The organism is Marinobacter nauticus (genome assembly GCF_003634635.1).
Lineage (GTDB): Bacteria > Pseudomonadota > Gammaproteobacteria > Pseudomonadales > Oleiphilaceae > Marinobacter > Marinobacter nauticus.
This window is the reverse complement of the sequence record NZ_RBJB01000002.1, coordinates 1-16,810: the sequence shown is the minus strand read 5'-3', so window position 1 is coordinate 16,810 and position 16,810 is coordinate 1. Positions and strand designations below refer to the sequence as shown.

The window sequence follows — 16,810 nt, the reverse complement described above, 5'->3', positions numbered from 1 at the left end:
ACACACACTCACATGGGACCCAACATGGCGACACAACGCATCTCAAAAGGAAAATGGGCCTTCTGGCTTTTGATGGTATCAGTAGCCGCCATCGTCTTCGCACTTATCCTGCGGCCAGAGCCCGTTTGGGTTGACCTTGCCCCCGTCGAGCGCGGCCCCATGGAAGTGACCATTCTTGAAGAGGGCAAAACCCGGGTCAAAGATCGCTATCTGATTTCCTCCCCCGTGGCCGGCTATATTCACCGGGTTCAGCTGGACGTAGGCGACGCGGTGATTCCCGGGGAGCTACTGACGTTTGTGGACCCGACGCCCGCCAGCATCCTGGACGCCCGAACCCGCGCCGAAGCCGAGGCTCGGGCAGCCGCCGCCCAGGCGGCACTTCAATCCATCCAACAAAAGGTTCAGGCGGCGGAGGCTGATGCTGAGTTCGCTCAGAATGAATACCAGCGCCTACTCGCTCTGGAAGAATCCCGCTTTGTCTCCACCGAACAGTTACAACAGGCGAAATCCACGGCAGCCCGGGCACAGGCAATCCTGCGTTCCGCCCGGTTTGATGAAGAGGTGGCCGCCCATGAACTGGCCGCCGCTCAAACCCGGCTGCAGATCTCAACCGCGTCCTCCAATGGCCAGAAACCTGCCGAGCGGGTCGCCGTGCGCTCTCCGGTTAACGGCGCGGTTCTGGCTCTGGTTCGCCAGAGCGAGGGCGTCATCCAGGCCGGCGAGCCGATACTGGAGGTCGGAGACCCTGGCGCTCTGGAAGTGGTGGTCGAGGTCTTGAGTTTCGATGCCGTCAAACTGGAACCCGGCCTTAGCGTGCGACTGAGTGGCTGGGGCGGGCCGGTACTGGAAGCAACGGTTCGTCGTATCGAGCCTATCGGGTTTGAGGATGTATCCGCTCTGGGCGTGGAAGAACAACGGGTTCAGGTTATTGCCGATATGGTCAGCCCACGGGAGCAGTGGCGACAGCTGGGAGACGGCTACCGAGTGGACGCTGACTTTATCCTGTGGCAAAGCGAAGACACCTTGCAGGTACCCACCTCAGCGATCTTCGAATACAACGGCGCTTCTGCGGTTTTCGTGGTTGAGAGCGACACGGCGAGACGCCAGACGGTCACGACAGGAGCATCCAACGGTTTAATGACCCAGGTAACGCAGGGACTGCAGGAGGGCGTTCAGGTGGTCCGGCACCCCGGCCGTGGCCTGGAAGACGGCGATCAGGTGCGGATTCGATAACGAATCCCGCACAAACCCTGCCCCAACGGCCCAGTTAACGTTCGCCCTGAGCTTTCACCGCGTCGATCCATTTGCCATACCCCGCGGCTTCCATTTGCTCCAGCGGGATGAACTTCATGGCCGCGGAATTCATGCAATAGCGCAATCCCGTCGGTGCCGGACCGTCGTCAAAGACATGGCCCAGATGAGAATCAGCATGGGCACTGCGAATCTCCGTCCGGGTCATGAAAAACGACTTGTCCTCACGTTCTACCACTGCCTCTGGCGTAATCGGGCGAGTGAAGCTCGGCCAGCCGGTACCGGACTTGTACTTATCCCGTGAGGAGAACAGCGGCTCACCGGAAACGACATCCACATAAAGCCCCTCCCTGGTGTTGTCCCAGTAGGTATTGTTGAAGGCGGGTTCAGTACCATCCTCCTGCGTGACCTCATACTGCATTTCCGTCAAATGCTGCCGAAGAGTCTTGTCATCCGGCTTTTGAAAACGTTCGGGGTTAAAACCCCCTCTTGCCGCCGCTTCTGTCGGATCGTCCTCCGCAGGCATCGAGTCATTGACTCCGGTATTGGGCTGATAGCGCGAGAAATCCATCTCATAATCCTCGCCATAGACCTCTTCAATAAACTGATAACGCCCCGAATTGAAGGTATAGAACTTGTAGCGGACCGGATTCTTCTTGTAGTAGTCCTGGTGGTATTCCTCCGCCGGATAGAATCTCTTGAGCGGCTCAATGGGGATCACCACCGGTTTGTCATAGACGCCGGAAGCCTCCAGTGCCTGCTTTGCCGCCTCTGCGAGGCGCTTCTGCTCCTCGTTGTGGTAAAAAATGGTGGGCCGGTACTGCCGACCACGGTCAACGAACTGGCCCTCCAGGTCGGTCGGATTCATCATTCGCCAGAGACCGGCCAGCAAGCCCTCATAGGTCATTTTATCCGGGTCGTAATATACCTGGACGGCTTCAGTGTGGCCTGTGCGCCCGGAAGAGACCTGTTTATAGGTCGGACTTTTTTCTTCTCCACCAGCGTAGCCAGACACTGCCTCGACAACACCAGGAATCTTTTCGTAGCCGGCTTCCACGCACCAGAAACAGCCGCCAGCAAAGGTTGCCACGGCCAGATCCGGATCATCCGGTGCATAGGCATTACCTGCACTATCCACTCGCTCTGCTGCCACCTGTGCCGCAAAAAGACCGGCGGCGGAGACCAGCGCCAGGGCGGAAAACAGGCCTATAACTTTGCGTTTCATGACACTTCTCCTCGCTTGAATCCATAAGCACAGCCTAGCGATCTGAATTCACAAAAACGTTCAGCAACTATCACAAATCTATAACGCAGCGGAAAGCTAGCTGGAGGAAGCTAACGGTAGCCAGAGGGTAAAGACAGCACCGTTCGCATTGTGCGCTGAGAGCCTGCCATGCTGCAGGACGACCAAGCGCTGGGCGATCGCAAGTCCCAGGCCGGCATGCCCGGTGCGTTCGGCTCCGGCGGCCTGGTAGAAGGGGTCAAACACCTGGCCAAGGTCTTCTTGGCGGATGCCAGGCCCAGCATCGGCAACAGTGATCGCTGCTCCACCATCCCGTACTGACATCGTGAGTATGACTCTTGTATTCCGCGGAGAATGGACGATGGCATTATTGATGAGATTGTCCAGAACCCGCTCGGTCATCGCGATATCCGCCAGCACGCTCTCGGTCTCTGTCGCCGAAATGATGAGCTCAACACCAGCTCGGTCTGCTGCTGGCCTATGCTTCTGAACGACGTCGTAGAGCAACTCAGCCATGACAAACGGCTCGATATCCGGCTGTTTTTCACGGGCGTCCAGGGCGGCCAGCTCGAACAACTCCTCAACCTGCCTGCCCAACCGGTGTGTTTCTGACAGGGCCACCGCCAGGAACCGGCCTCGCTCTTCGGCTTCCAGGGTCTCATGCTTCATCCGCAGCGCTTCCAGGTAGCCCTGAATAGACGCCAGCGGTGTTCGAAGATCGTGAGACACCTGAGCAACCAGCTGTCGACGCTGGGCGTCTTTGTGCTTCAGGAGATCCAGTTGCGCCACAATGCGTCGCGCCATGAGATCAAACCGAGAGGCCAGGTAATCAATGTCGTCGCCCTTCTCGGCCAGTGGAGGACTCTGCTCAGAGGACAATTCCCGTTCAAACGACTCCACCCGTTCAGTCAGCCGGGACAGCCGCCGCGTTAACATTCGGAAGAACACCAACCCGGCCAGGAGCCCGACGAGCAGGCTCACCGCCAGGGCGCCTGCGCCCATCTGCAACAACCGGTTGCTGTGAACCATGCTCTCCGCAAGGTCGAATTCTTCGCCCCTCAGAACCACATAAAGGTAGCCGGCAGGGGCGGCTGCCGAGGGAACGGGGGTCACAGAGAACACTTTTTGCCGATCATGACTACGAGGGTCGTCCCCCGGCAGAGGATAGGCGTCCGGATTTTCGAGCAGTGTCTGGATTGGTCCGAGGGATACCCGATTGCGCTTGATTCGGTCCGGATCGGCGGAATAGGCAAGAATGGCCCCGTCGGTATCCAACAGGTAAATCTCAAGGCTGGGATTGATCGTCATATACAGCTCGAACAGCTGCTTCAGGGCATCCCGATTCAACTGGCCATCGGTGACCAGGTTTCGGTCAGAAACCAGATTCTGCGCCAGATTCCGGTTCAGTTGCTGGTTAACGGCAGCCGAATACTCCCTGACCGAGGCCAGACTCAGCAAAGTAAATAGCCCGCCCACCACCAACAGCAGCAGGAACAGACCAATGGCCAGCCTCGCATACAGGGTTCGAAGCACGGAAAGGCCCATGGTTAATCCATAAACCGATAGCCCACCCCCCAGACCGTCTGAACGTAACGCGGTTGGGCCGGATCGGGCTCAATCTTGTTACGCAGGCGGTTGATATGGGTGTTTACGGTGTGCTCGTAGCCGTCGTGATTGTACCCCCAGACGGCATCCAGCAATTGGGCCCGGCTGAAAACCCGGCCACGATGGGAAGCAAAGTGCCACAGAAGATCGAACTCACGGGCGGTCAGATCGAGCTCGCGGCACTCCAGGAACACCCGGCGCCGAGCCGGATCAATCCGCAGCCCGTCCGCCTCGATCTCCGCCACGTCGTCTTCGGGTGAGTTCTTCCGGGAGAGCGCGTCCACCCGTCGGAACAGAGCTTTGATGCGAGCGGACAGTTCCGCCACGCTGAAAGGCTTGGTGAGGTAGTCATCCGCCCCCATTTCCAGCCCCAGCACCCTGTCCAGCTCGGTGCTCTTTGCGGTCAACATGAGCACCGGCACATAGTCCGCACTGGAGCGTATCTCCCGGCACACCGCCAGGCCATCCAGGCCTGGAAGCATGAGGTCCAGAATCACCAGATCAATACCACCGTCCCGGAACCGCGCCAGGCCGCTGTCGCCCCGGTCCCGCAGAACCGCAGTCATGCCCAGGTCGGATACCTGCATGCGGACCAGTTCGCCGATACCGGGATTGTCTTCGATTATCAATACCGTGCGCGGCATGCAGCTGAGTGCTCCTTTCGGTCAACACTGGCTGTCAATCCAGTATTATCGTCAGTCCTCTGAGTCTATCGTGGAAAGTTCACAAAACCATAAACTTCTTCATAAACTCCGGACACAGACAATATCGAACCTCAAGCAAGCGATCACCCAATTACCACACCCCCATAGGCACAACATCAGCAACATAGTCCCTGAACCGGCGCGCAGGCCGCCCCAGCACTTGTTCAACCGTTGGAGTGGTGCTTTCATTGCGGCCATCAAGAATGTTCACAAACAGTTCGTTGATCAGCCACGCCATGTCGTCTGCCATACCCTGCGCCCTGGCGCCATCCAGATAGGCCTCCACCGGTAACGGCGTAAACCGGATCTCACGGCCACTGGCCGCAGCAATCGCATGCACACACTCCTCGAACGAGAGCAGCTCCGGACCGGTAACTTCCAATACCTGGTTTTTCAATGCGGGATTGGTCAGCGCCGCTACCGCCACACTGGCCAGGTCATCCACATCGATGAATGGTTCCCTGGCGTTGGGCCTGGGGAGCACCAGCTCACCCGCCTGCAGGCCCTGCAGCATAAAGCTTTCACTGAAGTTCTGCATAAACCAGCTGGCGCGAACCACGTTCCAGTCCAACCCGCTGCTTTCCAGTACCTGTTCTGCCCGCCGTGCACCCGCCTCTCCACGCCCCGACATCAACATCAGGTGCGCCACACCCTGCTGTTTAGCTTCCGCCACAAAGGCACGCACATCCGTTTCCGCCGCCGGCACCGCGAGATCCGGGAAATACGTAACGTAGGCAACACGCACTCCCTGAAGTGCTGCAGCCCAGGTACTACGGTCTGCCCAATCGAATGGGATAGGAGAAGAGCGTGACAGGCCGCGCGCCTCCAGCCCCATCTCACCCAGTTTTGCCAATACCCTGGAACCGGTCTTACCGGTGGCGCCAACAACAGCGATGACTTCTGATTTCATGGCCTGGTCCTCGTTTAACGATCAGTTTCTGATGAGGGTGCTAACCCCCGAAGATTCCAGTTTACGAGGACAAAAACCGATGCTTAATGCTCTTTAATCCACTATATTTTGCAGATCGTCCAAAACACGTGAGAAACAATGATTCCTGAACTTGAGCGCCGCATGCCGACAACCTCCGATCCACTCGGCGAGACGCTGTGCTCACTTCGTATGGACGGTACCGTCTACGCGACTGCCGAACTGATTACTCCGTGGGGAATGGAGATGCCGCCGCTCGGCGGCAAAATGATGTTTCACATCGTCACCCAGGGAAGCTGCTGGTTGCGTTTCAAAGACCGGGATAGCCTGCTCCTTAAAACGGGCGACATGGCGCTGGTACCCAAAGGGGAAGGCCACTGTATCTCCCATAGTAACAATCAGCCGTGCGAACCCTTTTTTGATATTCCCGTCACCCGGCTGACAGACCGCTTTGAGTTCATGCGCTATGGCGGGGCCGGCACGGAAGCACAGCGCACGGGCGAAGAAGAAACCCGACTGACCTGCGGCGTGCTTGGCTTCGACCAGATTGCGGCTCAGAAGCTTATTCGTGAATTGCCACAGTGCATTCACATCAAAGGCGACGATGGCGCCCTGCCCGCCCAGCTTACAACGCTGATACAACTGATGGAGCTGGAAGCCCGCGCACTATCACCCGGCGGGGTCACGGTGATGGCCCACCTGGCAGATATCATCGTGATTCAGGCCATACGACACTGGATCAACTCCAGCACGGAAGCCAGCAAAGGCTGGCTGGGCGCGCTGAAAGATCCGAAACTGGGCAAAGCTTTGGCGGCCATACACGCACATCCTGAGGCTGGCTGGACAGTCAGCCGGCTGGCCAGGCACGCGGGCATGTCCCGCTCGGGGTTTTCCGCCCGGTTTACCGAGGTGATAGGCACTTCAGTCAAACAGTACCTGACCGAATGGAGGATGAATCTGGCGCGACTCAGAATTGGTCAATCACCCGTGACACTGACTAAGCTGGCTGAAGAGCTGGGGTACCAATCCGAAGCGGCGTTTTCGAGGGCTTACAAGCGGGTTTTCGGGGTGCCACCACTGCGGCGGAAAGGCTGCGAAAGGTAATCACATAATGAGCCCGACTTTCCCGCCCACGGCTCTATGGTTCAGATTTGAGTACCTCAGCCCGATCCCTCTCGTACTCTTCGTATGACTTACTGGAACGTTCGATGCATTCATCATACTGAGGGTGTGGCACACTGACACATTCCTGTCGGTTGTTTCGCTGCACATTGTCATACACGGCTTTGCTGCTACAGCCAGCAACCAAGACACACACCAGCAGTAAATATAGAGTTTTAGTTACGTTCATCATCCAGTTAGTGCGTAGAGTTTGTGGCATAGGAACCAAAGGGGCACATTCCAGATCAACGTGATGCCGGCATCGTATCCATCAACCTGGTTACATGCACAATTCTCGCAAGTTCCTGATGACACGAACCTCAGTTCCCCGAGGTGCATTTTCCTGGGTCAACCAGATAGGCTTAAGACCTAACCGCATTGCGGGCGTAATATTTTTAACGAAGCTATCGCCCACCGCTGCCGTTCGAGTGACGCGGCTTGTTAATAATTGATCCAACTCCGAGGGTAACGCAAACGCCAGATTACCGACATCACATCAGCAAACCTCAAGCGACCAAGTAACACCAGAGCCAAAAAGACTCCCTGGACGCAAATGATCATTGCCACGACCAATAGCAAAACCATTGTGACCGCAAAGAATGCGGTCGGATCGCCGGGTTGTGCTGCTTCAGCGACATCAATCTCAAACGAGGTCGCCAAGAGCGGAACCAAAGTGAAGTACCATAGGCCAATACCGATCACTATTCCCGAACCCGAAGCTACATTTGAACAGAATCGATAGTAGGGCTTTAGCCTTCCAGCGTCATGAAGAAACTTCCGTATGCGACCCATATTCAGCTGATATTTAACGCCTTGGTTCAGTGGCGACTACGGAGCGCAGTGTATCCGGTGCAGGGCCGCCAGGCTTGAAACGAACTACGACAACTTGTTATGCAATGCCCAGTCGTCGCACGTCATTCGATATACCCGCACAGCTCGGGCATGGAATTCTCGAATCGTATAATCTCTGAACCCAACCTTCTCCGTCACCCTAACAGAGGCTGTGTGCTCCGGCTCGATAATAACAATTACCGACTCGCGGTGTGTTTGATCGAAAGCATACTGGAGAACACCTTTTACAGCTTCTGTAGCATACCCCTGGTGCCAGAACCTGCGCGCCAGCCGATAACCTAGATTGAATTCTTCGACATCGCCAACCAACTCAGATCCAATGCCACAGAAGCCGATAAAATGCCCAGATTCCTTCTCACAAAATGCCCATGGCCCTATTCCCTGAGAGGCGTAACACTCAAGGCACCAATCAACGAACTTTCGAGTAGCTTCCTCGTCGCAAACTCCGCGAACGGAGAATTTCATGACTTCCGGATCACTGAGCATTGCGGTGAGCACCGGGACATCCTGATGGGATAGCTTCCGTGCAACCAACCTCTCTGTTTCAAACAATGACACCGCTCTCTCCCTGTGCTTCACGCCAGCAATAAAAGGCGCCCTGAAAAGGGCCTCCGGTGGAGGGCCTTTGGGCCGGAACGAATTTGATTGCCTTGTTACACATTGACTGAATACTTGAGGTCACACGCCTCATCTCCAGTCATGCCACGAAAGCCCCAACAGTGTGGCGGTTGCTCCTTGATCGTGACTTCAACATCTACGGGTGATATGCCAACCACGGACTCAATCTTGTTGAAGAGTTCCTTGATCAGGGCCTTTTGGGTCTCAGGATTTCGACCCTGCATCATATTGATCTCGATGGCTGTGTAAGCGGGTGTCCTGCCACCAGGATAATAAAAATCCTCGGCTTCCATAGGGATGAAACGATGAGCCCGTTTGTCTTCCGGCATCCCAAGTACGGTTTGCATACATCCGTGAATGACTTCAGAGAGCTGAGCCTTGATCGGGTTAAGGTGTTCTTTGATTCCATAGATGACTATCACGATGCCTCCTGCAATGTGTAACGCCTGGGCTCAGTGGTCGATTTGGAGGCGCACCGCGCCGGAAAACCGGTTCGCTGAAGCCCCTGGTTATACATTGTTCTGATTCGGGATTAGTGCTAGCAAATCCGTTACCCCAACGTCTTCGCCAGATTGCGAAAGTAGCGTAGTTACCTGCCCTCGGTGATGAGTTTGATGGTTGAAGAAATGATAGATCAAGGAGGAAAATCGTTTGGTGGCGGGCACACCCTTGGTATTTTGATAGCTGAGAATAAAATCCAAATTACTATCAGTAAGCCCTGAAATCCATTTGATGATTTTCTCATCTAGCCACTTTCGGTGGCTATACAACTCATCAAGATCTTCGAAAATTATTTGGTTGAGGTTTTTGGGAGCCGCTAGCTCAGTGATTCCACGTAGCGCTTCAGCGCTTGCTGGATGCGCAGCAAACCTCTTGAGCCAAATCGTATCCCCAACAACGATATGATTTAGCGTACCCAATATTGACCCAAAGAAGGCGCTTCGATCTTCCAAAAGAGCCGCTTTGCTCAGGTTGCCTGCGGCTCCATATACCTTCCCATTCATCCACCGATTGTATTCGGCCATCAGTTCAAAATGTTGTTTCAAGCTCATCTGACTCAGATCCTTCTACTGTATGACGCTTACAGCATGCGCAGCCATGGAACGGAGCCGAAGGCGCAATGCAATGAGCGTCGCCGTGCCTGCATTGGTTATGCGTCTTTCACATTTCCCCGAGGATCAACGACGAAATCTACTTTGTCACGCTTCAGTTGGCCGCTATTGGTTGGGGCTTCAAGCAACTGCCAACTTTCGTCTTTTTGGTAATCTTCACTTTCAGGTGTTTCGGCTAAAAATGCATGCTGCGCCTCTCGCAAACTCATGCCATTTGCACCGCCCACGTAGTCTGGATCTGAGCTCTGAACACCATCATCTTCCCATCCGCATAACTCACAAATTTCGTAAGTGCCGCCAGACGGCTCGTCCAGAGTTTTGTAACCACAGCATCTGCACGTGTATCTCAATTAAGCATCCATAGCGCGAAGCTTTGCGGAGTCCTTGTAAGGGAGGCAAAGCCGCAATGAAAAGGGCATTTGGCGGCCGTAGACCGCGAACTAGAGCGATTTGTTATCTAAGTTTTCCATTGAAGCTCGGTGAATGGCATCAATGTGGACCAAAGCACTGTCAACGTATTTGAACCCGCATTCATACCCATTGAAGGCCACGAAAAGATCTGTGCCAGCAAGAACAACAGCTTGAGCACCTTGCTCGTCACACATCTTCTTGCCAGCCTGAAATATGGTCTCTCTTTGGTCTTCGTTTGCAGCACCAGAAACAGCAATGCTCATGTAGGCTTCATGGACTTTGTTTAGGCTATCGCCAGGCGGGACAATGATTTCGGTCTCTCGAAAGCTATCGAACAGCCGTGTCTCCATGACCACCTTGTTGCCCAATACGCCCACCCTTGTGTAGCCGTTTTGAATTAATGCGCTTTCGAGTCCAGACAACGCATTGATAATGGGAATGGGTGATACTTTTTCCAGTTTGGAAATGCAAAAATGTCCAGCTATTGACGTCACCGCCAATGCTTCGGCACCAGCCGCGCTCAAACGATTAGCCAATACTTCAAAAATCCTGACCTGCGCATCGACATCGCCAGCCTGAATGTTGCGTATCAAATCGCTCGCTTGGGCATGGCAAATGGTCAGCTCCATACGGCTATCACCATCTGATGCCTGATCGGCTTTCACCAAGTTACGATAATAGAACTCTGTTGCGGCTGGTCCGACACCACCGATTAGTCCAATGTGCATAGATACCTCCATGTGGTGAGTTCTTCTTAAAGATAACGCTGAAATAAACGGCGGCTCGACAGGGGCGTCCGGTGGAGACCGAAGGCCGGAACCAACTTAATTAACTTGTTACAGGGCATCGGTCAGTTCCTGAATTTGACGCCTACGCAGGGCTTCATAGTCTCGGAAAACCTGATGAAAACGATCCTTTCTTACGAAGGGAAACTGGAGATGGTAGTGACGGCTAAAGCCCTGAACGTGACGAGTTTCTTTGCCGTAGATCGGGTTTTCGTCACACCACTCATTGTTAACGCCACGCACAGTAGCTCTGTAAACGCTAATGGTTTGATCTTTGATATCCACGATGTAGGTGGCAAACGCACCTTTGATCAAGAGATAACCTTTGCATGACGACTGCTCAACAAACTTCGAGTGATCGGTTTGTCCAATCATGACCGGGACATCCCTAAACGTCTCAATTTCACCAAAATTCGTTTTGATCGTCATGCCGTAGGCATCACACCCCATCAGGAATTCTCCGAGAGGGTTGAGTTCAATATGCTCGACTAACGCTTCCCTTCTCATGATCTGCTTTGTGATTCCCTGTAACGCTGAACGACGCGGGGCGTCCTAGGCGTCCGTCTTCCATGACTTGTTTTACGTTCCATTTTTCCACTTCCCTATCAACCCGTATCCAGCAAGCAAAACACCCAAAACCAAAATAGTCCCTACAAAAGCAAAGAATCGATCATCGCCATTAGCTTGGCTTACTATTGGGTCGCCTCCGCGAATCGAAAGCCCCCCTGACAGCAGAGCAAATCCGGCTATGAAGATAAGTACCGCTCCTCCAGAGAGGCTCTTGCTGTATTCGCCAAGGCGTTTGTCTTTTCGCTGTGCTTCTATGAACTCGTCTCTCTCCTTTCCCTCATAGTTTTGGGCTTCAGTAAGTACCTCTTCATGCTCGGCTTTCGTAACCCGAGAGATCCAAAAGGGAGCCGCAAGGAAAACTCCAATAAATCCAAGTGGGATGAGCAGTATTAACAGAAATTCCACGAAAACTTCCTTGTGACGTTTAACGCTCGCATTTGCGGCTAGTTTGGAGCACAGCGGAAAACCAGTCCGACAACATGCTCTTGTTAAGAGGTAGTGGCACGCTCCGCCTCATCAAGTTTCTTTAATGCGAACTCACCCCTTTCAGATACGGGCCGAGATTTATCCGATATAAAACGCTCAGTAAACGTCCTTGCAACAGAACCTAAGCTGTCTAGCTCTCGTATCAGAATCTCAGCTGAAACTCGCCTCACGATAGATGATCGATCTTCAGATGATTTTTTCAATAGTTCGAGCATTGGAGCTTTAACATCCAGCTTTCGCTCAGCAACGACAGGCTTTAGCCGGCCTTCACAATAACGTATATCGGTCCACTCCCATTTCCGGCCTACCATCCATACAATCCGCCCTTCAAATAGGCTGCGGTATGCTTTAGCTCGAACCGACGGCTGAATCGCAAAACTAGCTATTTCTTCCATTTTTTCGTCAAGAATCGGTGTCCGGCCAAGTTGAGAAAAGAACGATGGCATCGGCCCAGAAGCCGATGAAATCAACTTAGACCGAAGAGACTTTGCAATTCTCTCTTTACAGATAATTTGAAGAATAACTTCTTTATCTCCTTCTTCGATCCTGCCCCAAGAGTTCCAATTGGAAAGCGCAATGCTTAGCGCCTCAACGACATAATCAGGATCTGTAGATCCTGCTATCTCCGGTAGTTTCGCTCTTGCAGCCTTGCGAACTTGAGGCACCCAATCATTAAGCCTGCGAACTGCTAGAGAAAAAAAGAATGCATTCGGCGCGGCCCCTGACAGGGCTCGTAGAGCTTTCTCTCGCCTGTAACCATCCCAGCTAATCAGGTCAAGCCAGGTTATAAATTCCTTGGGCTTTGACCAAACCTTCCATTTCGAAGCGCTGGATTCTCTTAACGCCGAAGAAAACTCAGAGCGAATCAAACGCTCCCAGTAGTCAAAGCTGGAAAGAGGCAAATTATCGGTTACATCAATCAGTGCAGGCATATCAGCCACAACTTTGCTTCCTGAACTAATTGAGTTAGCAAAGTCTTGTACTGCCGAAATAACCTGGTCTTCGATTGTCTGCAATTGTTGCATTTACTGCTCGCCTCTTAACACCTTGGGTACGCTGACAGGACAGAGCGCAGCGGAGTACCGGCCGGCCTCACCTACTGCTATAAGTCGCAGCCAAGCTCGAAACCATGCTTTTGATCGATTCGATCTCAGCCTCGCGGTCCATTGCCTGGCAGTTGTATGTGATGAACAGAGCCGTTGGCCCACTGGCCACATACCATAGCTGCCAAAATTCATTGTCCGAACCAAATGCTAAAGTGAACCCTTTGAAGTCGCCAGCGGAGGCTTCAGTCAGCTTGGCACCGGCCTCTATGTGCTCTTGGGCCAGCCCTCTTAAGTCTTCTTCGGTGACCGTTCCTTCTTTGAAATAGCTACTGATCTCGAGTGCTCCGACGCCTTCTGGATGAAAAACGATTGAGCAATCTTCTTCATGCTCTCCTACCCACTCGGGCAGCAAATTGATTCGCCAGTTTGGTCCATCGAACTGATTCATAATTATTGCAACTTAACGTCTGCAGCAGGCGCGCCCCCGGAATGAAGCCGAAGACGCAATGTAGTGGGCGTCGCCTTGCCTGCACTGGTTAGGAAAATAAACCTAAAAACCTTCGGCGCTCGATGAAAGGATTCTTCTCCGGAGAATAACTCGCTATTATCTTTTGGGCAGCCAAATCAAAAGATGTCATAGCCCGATCCATCGCAAGCTCTTCAGTCCGAGAAAGACGTGACACTCGCTTAACGAACTCTTGTGGCGGATCGATGGTGTACAACCACCACTCTCGAGCCTTCATTCCCGGCCGATGCTCGTGACACCCTTTCATGAGGTTTAATACCAGGTACTCATTTGCATCTTCAACCTTGCCAATCCTCCTCACTTCACCCTCTTTCTTAGGGAGCAGCAAGTCCGTGCAAATATTGAATCCAGCTTTCTTGGGGCTTGGTTCGAAATGCTCAATCCTACTTCCATCACCGTGGAACGCATAAACAATGTTGCCACCAAACATGACGATTTTCGTGACGACGACCAAGTAATACCATTTACCCTCAAATCCAATTTCCAGGATGTCGCCTGGACGTTGCTGAATCACAATAATCTCCTAACGAGGCTGTAGAAAAACCCGATTCCGAGTCATTCCCAACGCCTGATTCCTGTCATTTTTATCGCGGCCATCAACTGGCCGATTCCCGTAATTTCGATGTTCAGCCATCCACTTCGGCCTTTTGGGGCCCCTGAAGCCGGCATTGCTGGTTTCCCTCAGGTACTTTTCCGGGACTTTCACTCTCGGCATTACGCCGCCATCCGCCCGTAATTCGCCAGCTTCTCAATATTGTGCACCAGGCAGTATAGCTGCCACTGGCCCTGCACCTTCTTCTTGCCCCGCAAGCTGAAGCGATTCAGGCCCTTATTCGTGCCAATGTTGCCGAATACCGGTTCCACCACCGACATGCGGTGACTGTAGATCTCTTTACCCTGCGGGCTGTCCACCCGGTGCTTCATCCAGTCGGTGTAGTTGGGTAGGCGCTTGTTTTCGATGGTGAAAGACACCTGCCTTCCCGAGCCCTTGCGGTGATTCGCAGAAGTGGGATTCTGCATACACTGATGTTTCTTCGGGCAGTGCCGGCATTGCAGCAAACGGCCTTCGAAGTGCACGCGGATTTTGCCATTCTCAGCTTCGCGTGTGCTCTGGTAGCTGATGGCGTTGCCCGCCGGGCAGATGCACGTCAGGTTGACCGGATCGAACTGGAATTCACCGGCCGGAATGATGTTTTTCCGGCCGGTGGCCGGTTGGTTCTGATGGCGTTTGCCGTATTTGTCTTTCTGGTTCTGGAACTTCGGGTCACGGCTGCGGAATTTGTTGTCCGGCACGTAGCCATTGATCTGCCGTTCGTGCAGGTATTTCATGTTGGCTTCGTTGGCGAAGCCGGTGTCGGCCGTAACGATGGCGCCTTGCTCGTAGATGTTGTCGGCGATACCCAGTTTCCTGAACCGGGCTTCGACACTCTCCAGAACCGGTTGCAGGGTGTGGTGTTCCTGGCCTTCGCCAAAGGCCTGGGCATCGATGATGATCTGGTGTTTCTTGTCCACCGTGGCCACGCCGTTATAGCCCTGGATCGTGCCTTTGCTGGTGGTCATCTTGGCGCTTTCGTTATCGGTGAGGTTGCTCTTCACTTCCTTGTTCCGTTTCCCCCGGCCCATCCTTGGGCGGTTCGTCTTTAGGAAGCGGTCCACTTTCTTCGCCGCCTCATCCAGGGAGAGGATGGTCTTGGCTCGCCGGATATCCCGGTCCAGCTCGGCTTCGGTCTCTGCCTCGTCCCGCTCGTAATGGGCCTTGAGATGATGGCGAACCAGGCGGCGCAGTTTAGTGCGCTTCTCTTCCAACTCTTTGAAGGTGCCAGACCATTCCTTGGCCGCGTTCGAGGACATCTTGCAGCCGTCGATGGCAAAGAGTTCGTTGCCCAACAGGCCCTGCTCGTGGCACACCAGCAGCACCTGCTCGAACAGTTCTTCGATCTCATCCGCGTGGCTGCTGACAAACTTGGCCAATGTGGTGAAGTGCGGAACTGTATCGCAGGACAGCGCCTTGAAGATGATGTTGGTCTCGCAGCACCACTGCATCTCGCGGCTGGAGGTGATGCCCTTGGAGTAGGCGAACAGAATGATCTTCAGGAGGATGGCCGGATCATAGGCTAGACGGCCGGTGTCTTCGTTGCGGTATTTGGGGTGGAATACCGACAGGTCCAGCTTGTGCTCAATCAGGTAGTGCACTGCGTGTTCGAAGGTGCCGGGCTGAAGCTGTTCCTGGTAATTGATCACGACCATAGCATCCTGGTCGTAGTTGTAATGCTTGAAGCGGGGCATCTGACCACTCCTTGTCCGTTTGCCTGATGCTATCAAAACCGAGGGAGATTTCGGGGTTTTTCTACAGCCTCAACGCTTGCAGCATGCGCGCCCACGAAATGGAGCCGAAGGCGCAATGTAGTGGGCGTCGCCGTGCCTGCATTTGTTAGAGTAATTTATTCTAGTACACGTCTTGAACATAACTTACCTTCAAGGCCGAAAGCCTCATGAGCATTGAGTGGGAAAGCTCAATTGCATAGCTTCTGTCGCCATACGTGGACACTTGGATGTGGACTCGCCCCCCTTCGTCAACGAGCTTATGTATGAAAGATATATGAGGCTCTAGTAACGAGACGGTCTCTTCGATCAGGTCTTCCGCTAAATAATCTGTTGATGCACATTCACCACGATTATACGGATCTGTATACCAGTAGCTTTCGCGATAGACACCATCTAGCAAAGTTCCTTTTGGGGTCGACCTCTGAACTCCGCTCATACATGTTCTGTTCGGCTGGATAGATAACGTGTCGGTAATCAGGCTAGGATCTATTGTTGGATGCCAAATTTTTATAACTACTTTGAAATTGTAATTTTGCATGGGAGTTACTCTAACGCAAAGCTAACACGCGGAAAAAGCGCAGCTTTTTACGTCGGGTTCAGCGCCTTGTTAAGCACTTCGGCACGATCTCTTAGAATGCTCTTGGCTTCTTTAATCTTTCCAGGCATTGCAAAGATGGCCTCATATAACTGCTGACTTACCGCGTCCGCACCACCCTGATTCTCGTTCTTTAAATGCTCCATCTTCCATGATTGATTCCCCCAGAATACGTTCGCTAGGCCATAAATTTCGTCGGCTACCTTGATCAGTTCGGGGATGTCGATGGCTGCGATCGCTCGTAGCTCATCAAGCTTTTCGCAATTTTCAAGGTAGCGCCTATGGAAGGCATCAATATCAAGCTTCCCTGTGGACTCCAAGTAGGAAACTGTTTGAGAGTTTTCCAAGGCGATTTTTGAGCATATTTTGTGCGCGCGTTCAATTTGACCACGTAGGCGAAGAAGCTCTTTTTCTTTCAAAGCTCGGGCGGCTTTATCGGCCTCGAGTCGCAACTGATGATCGTTAGTGCTTTGTGCAATTCGCAATTGCGTCTTTGTTGAAAGGTGAGCACCCAAAAAACCAAAGAGGCCACCGATAAACGCACCCAGAACACCGATTATTGCCGTTGTCACTTCACTCTCCATTTGGTGCT

The 16,810-nt window shown here is 53.3% G+C and carries 19 protein-coding genes; 2 read left to right on the top strand and 17 right to left on the bottom strand.

Translation table 11 applies throughout. The annotated features are described in order from the left end of the window. The first annotated feature begins 24 nt into the window (after nt 1–24). Nucleotides 25–1,233 carry an efflux RND transporter periplasmic adaptor subunit gene (locus tag C7436_RS00120; protein WP_121206299.1) on the top strand — a complete coding sequence of 403 codons (1,209 nt, stop codon included), beginning with the start codon at nt 25–27 and terminating at the stop codon, nt 1,231–1,233. 34 nt (nt 1,234–1,267) lie between these two features. Here the strand turns inward: C7436_RS00120 and msrB are convergent, their stop codons facing one another. The 4 genes from msrB to C7436_RS00100 form a co-directional block, all read right to left on the bottom strand. Further along, the gene (msrB, locus tag C7436_RS00115; RefSeq protein ID WP_121206298.1) at nt 1,268–2,476 is read right to left on the bottom strand and encodes a peptide-methionine (R)-S-oxide reductase MsrB; all 1,209 of its coding nucleotides are present in this window, start codon (nt 2,474–2,476) and stop codon (nt 1,268–1,270) included. A gap of 96 nt (nt 2,477–2,572) precedes the next feature. Continuing rightward, nucleotides 2,573–4,039: a sensor histidine kinase gene (locus C7436_RS00110; protein WP_121206297.1), complete on the bottom strand. Its 1,467-nt coding sequence runs from the start codon at nt 4,037–4,039 to the stop codon at nt 2,573–2,575. A 2-nt stretch (nt 4,040–4,041) separates the two neighbouring features. Further along, on the bottom strand, nt 4,042–4,743 hold the full coding sequence (locus C7436_RS00105) for a response regulator transcription factor (protein ID WP_113879615.1): 702 nt from the start codon (nt 4,741–4,743) through the stop codon (nt 4,042–4,044). 151 nt (nt 4,744–4,894) lie between these two features. Continuing rightward, nucleotides 4,895–5,713 carry an NmrA family NAD(P)-binding protein gene (locus C7436_RS00100; protein WP_121206296.1) on the bottom strand — a complete coding sequence of 273 codons (819 nt, stop codon included), beginning with the start codon at nt 5,711–5,713 and terminating at the stop codon, nt 4,895–4,897. Between the two features lie 138 nt (nt 5,714–5,851). Here C7436_RS00100 and C7436_RS00095 point away from each other — a divergent pair, with 138 nt between their 5' ends. Continuing rightward, nucleotides 5,852–6,835 carry an AraC family transcriptional regulator gene (locus C7436_RS00095; RefSeq protein ID WP_121206295.1) on the top strand — a complete coding sequence of 328 codons (984 nt, stop codon included), beginning with the start codon at nt 5,852–5,854 and terminating at the stop codon, nt 6,833–6,835. A 933-nt stretch (nt 6,836–7,768) separates the two neighbouring features. Here C7436_RS00095 and C7436_RS00075 read toward each other — a convergent pair. The 13 genes from C7436_RS00075 to C7436_RS00015 form a co-directional block, all read right to left on the bottom strand. Continuing rightward, nucleotides 7,769–8,302: a GNAT family N-acetyltransferase gene (locus C7436_RS00075; RefSeq protein ID WP_121207009.1), complete on the bottom strand. Its 534-nt coding sequence runs from the start codon at nt 8,300–8,302 to the stop codon at nt 7,769–7,771. A 95-nt stretch (nt 8,303–8,397) separates the two neighbouring features. Beyond that, the gene (locus tag C7436_RS00070; protein WP_023011838.1) at nt 8,398–8,784 is read right to left on the bottom strand and encodes a tautomerase family protein; all 387 of its coding nucleotides are present in this window, start codon (nt 8,782–8,784) and stop codon (nt 8,398–8,400) included. Between the two features lie 87 nt (nt 8,785–8,871). Continuing rightward, nucleotides 8,872–9,414, bottom strand: a complete 543-nt coding sequence (locus tag C7436_RS00065; protein ID WP_121206292.1) for a DinB family protein — start codon at nt 9,412–9,414, stop codon at nt 8,872–8,874. 98 nt (nt 9,415–9,512) lie between these two features. Continuing rightward, nucleotides 9,513–9,824 (bottom strand): CPCC family cysteine-rich protein, encoded by a 312-nt coding sequence (locus tag C7436_RS00060; RefSeq protein WP_121206291.1) that lies wholly within the window; start codon nt 9,822–9,824, stop codon nt 9,513–9,515. A gap of 90 nt (nt 9,825–9,914) precedes the next feature. Next, nucleotides 9,915–10,613, bottom strand: coding sequence for an aspartate/glutamate racemase family protein (locus C7436_RS00055; protein ID WP_158595249.1), 699 nt, complete (start codon nt 10,611–10,613; stop codon nt 9,915–9,917). A gap of 108 nt (nt 10,614–10,721) precedes the next feature. After that, on the bottom strand, nt 10,722–11,177 hold the full coding sequence (locus C7436_RS00050; RefSeq protein ID WP_121206289.1) for a hypothetical protein: 456 nt from the start codon (nt 11,175–11,177) through the stop codon (nt 10,722–10,724). Between the two features lie 72 nt (nt 11,178–11,249). Then, nucleotides 11,250–11,645: a hypothetical protein gene (locus C7436_RS00045; RefSeq protein WP_121206288.1), complete on the bottom strand. Its 396-nt coding sequence runs from the start codon at nt 11,643–11,645 to the stop codon at nt 11,250–11,252. A gap of 83 nt (nt 11,646–11,728) precedes the next feature. Beyond that, the gene (locus C7436_RS00040) at nt 11,729–12,751 is read right to left on the bottom strand and encodes a hypothetical protein (protein ID WP_121206287.1); all 1,023 of its coding nucleotides are present in this window, start codon (nt 12,749–12,751) and stop codon (nt 11,729–11,731) included. A gap of 67 nt (nt 12,752–12,818) precedes the next feature. Next, nucleotides 12,819–13,220 carry a hypothetical protein gene (locus C7436_RS00035; protein WP_121206286.1) on the bottom strand — a complete coding sequence of 134 codons (402 nt, stop codon included), beginning with the start codon at nt 13,218–13,220 and terminating at the stop codon, nt 12,819–12,821. An 88-nt stretch (nt 13,221–13,308) separates the two neighbouring features. Beyond that, nucleotides 13,309–13,812: a hypothetical protein gene (locus C7436_RS00030; protein ID WP_121206285.1), complete on the bottom strand. Its 504-nt coding sequence runs from the start codon at nt 13,810–13,812 to the stop codon at nt 13,309–13,311. A 200-nt stretch (nt 13,813–14,012) separates the two neighbouring features. Beyond that, nucleotides 14,013–15,584: an IS1182 family transposase gene (locus C7436_RS00025; protein ID WP_121206284.1), complete on the bottom strand. Its 1,572-nt coding sequence runs from the start codon at nt 15,582–15,584 to the stop codon at nt 14,013–14,015. Between the two features lie 160 nt (nt 15,585–15,744). Further along, nucleotides 15,745–16,161, bottom strand: coding sequence for a DUF4279 domain-containing protein (locus C7436_RS19070; RefSeq protein WP_121206283.1), 417 nt, complete (start codon nt 16,159–16,161; stop codon nt 15,745–15,747). A gap of 47 nt (nt 16,162–16,208) precedes the next feature. Then, a partial coding sequence (locus C7436_RS00015; RefSeq protein ID WP_211329833.1) for a GlsB/YeaQ/YmgE family stress response membrane protein occupies nt 16,209–16,810 on the bottom strand: 602 nt, incomplete at its 5' end.

Excerpts from the sequence above, each read along its gene's own strand:
- C7436_RS00120 (WP_121206299.1), top strand. The coding sequence starts at position 25 with ATGGCGACACAACGCATCTCAAAAGGAAAATGGGCCTTCTGGCTTTTG.
- C7436_RS00025 (WP_121206284.1), bottom strand. The coding sequence starts at position 15,584 with ATGCCCCGCTTCAAGCATTACAACTACGACCAGGATGCTATGGTCGTG.
- C7436_RS00065 (WP_121206292.1), bottom strand. The coding sequence starts at position 9,414 with ATGAGCTTGAAACAACATTTTGAACTGATGGCCGAATACAATCGGTGG.
- C7436_RS00100 (WP_121206296.1), bottom strand. The coding sequence starts at position 5,713 with ATGAAATCAGAAGTCATCGCTGTTGTTGGCGCCACCGGTAAGACCGGT.
- C7436_RS00050 (WP_121206289.1), bottom strand. The coding sequence starts at position 11,177 with ATGAGAAGGGAAGCGTTAGTCGAGCATATTGAACTCAACCCTCTCGGA.
- C7436_RS19070 (WP_121206283.1), bottom strand. The coding sequence starts at position 16,161 with ATGCAAAATTACAATTTCAAAGTAGTTATAAAAATTTGGCATCCAACA.
- msrB (WP_121206298.1), bottom strand. The coding sequence starts at position 2,476 with ATGAAACGCAAAGTTATAGGCCTGTTTTCCGCCCTGGCGCTGGTCTCC.
- C7436_RS00095 (WP_121206295.1), top strand. The coding sequence starts at position 5,852 with ATGATTCCTGAACTTGAGCGCCGCATGCCGACAACCTCCGATCCACTC.
- C7436_RS00035 (WP_121206286.1), bottom strand. The coding sequence starts at position 13,220 with ATGAATCAGTTCGATGGACCAAACTGGCGAATCAATTTGCTGCCCGAG.
- C7436_RS00105 (WP_113879615.1), bottom strand. The coding sequence starts at position 4,743 with ATGCCGCGCACGGTATTGATAATCGAAGACAATCCCGGTATCGGCGAA.
- C7436_RS00040 (WP_121206287.1), bottom strand. The coding sequence starts at position 12,751 with ATGCAACAATTGCAGACAATCGAAGACCAGGTTATTTCGGCAGTACAA.
- C7436_RS00110 (WP_121206297.1), bottom strand. The coding sequence starts at position 4,039 with ATGGGCCTTTCCGTGCTTCGAACCCTGTATGCGAGGCTGGCCATTGGT.
- C7436_RS00055 (WP_158595249.1), bottom strand. The coding sequence starts at position 10,613 with ATGCACATTGGACTAATCGGTGGTGTCGGACCAGCCGCAACAGAGTTC.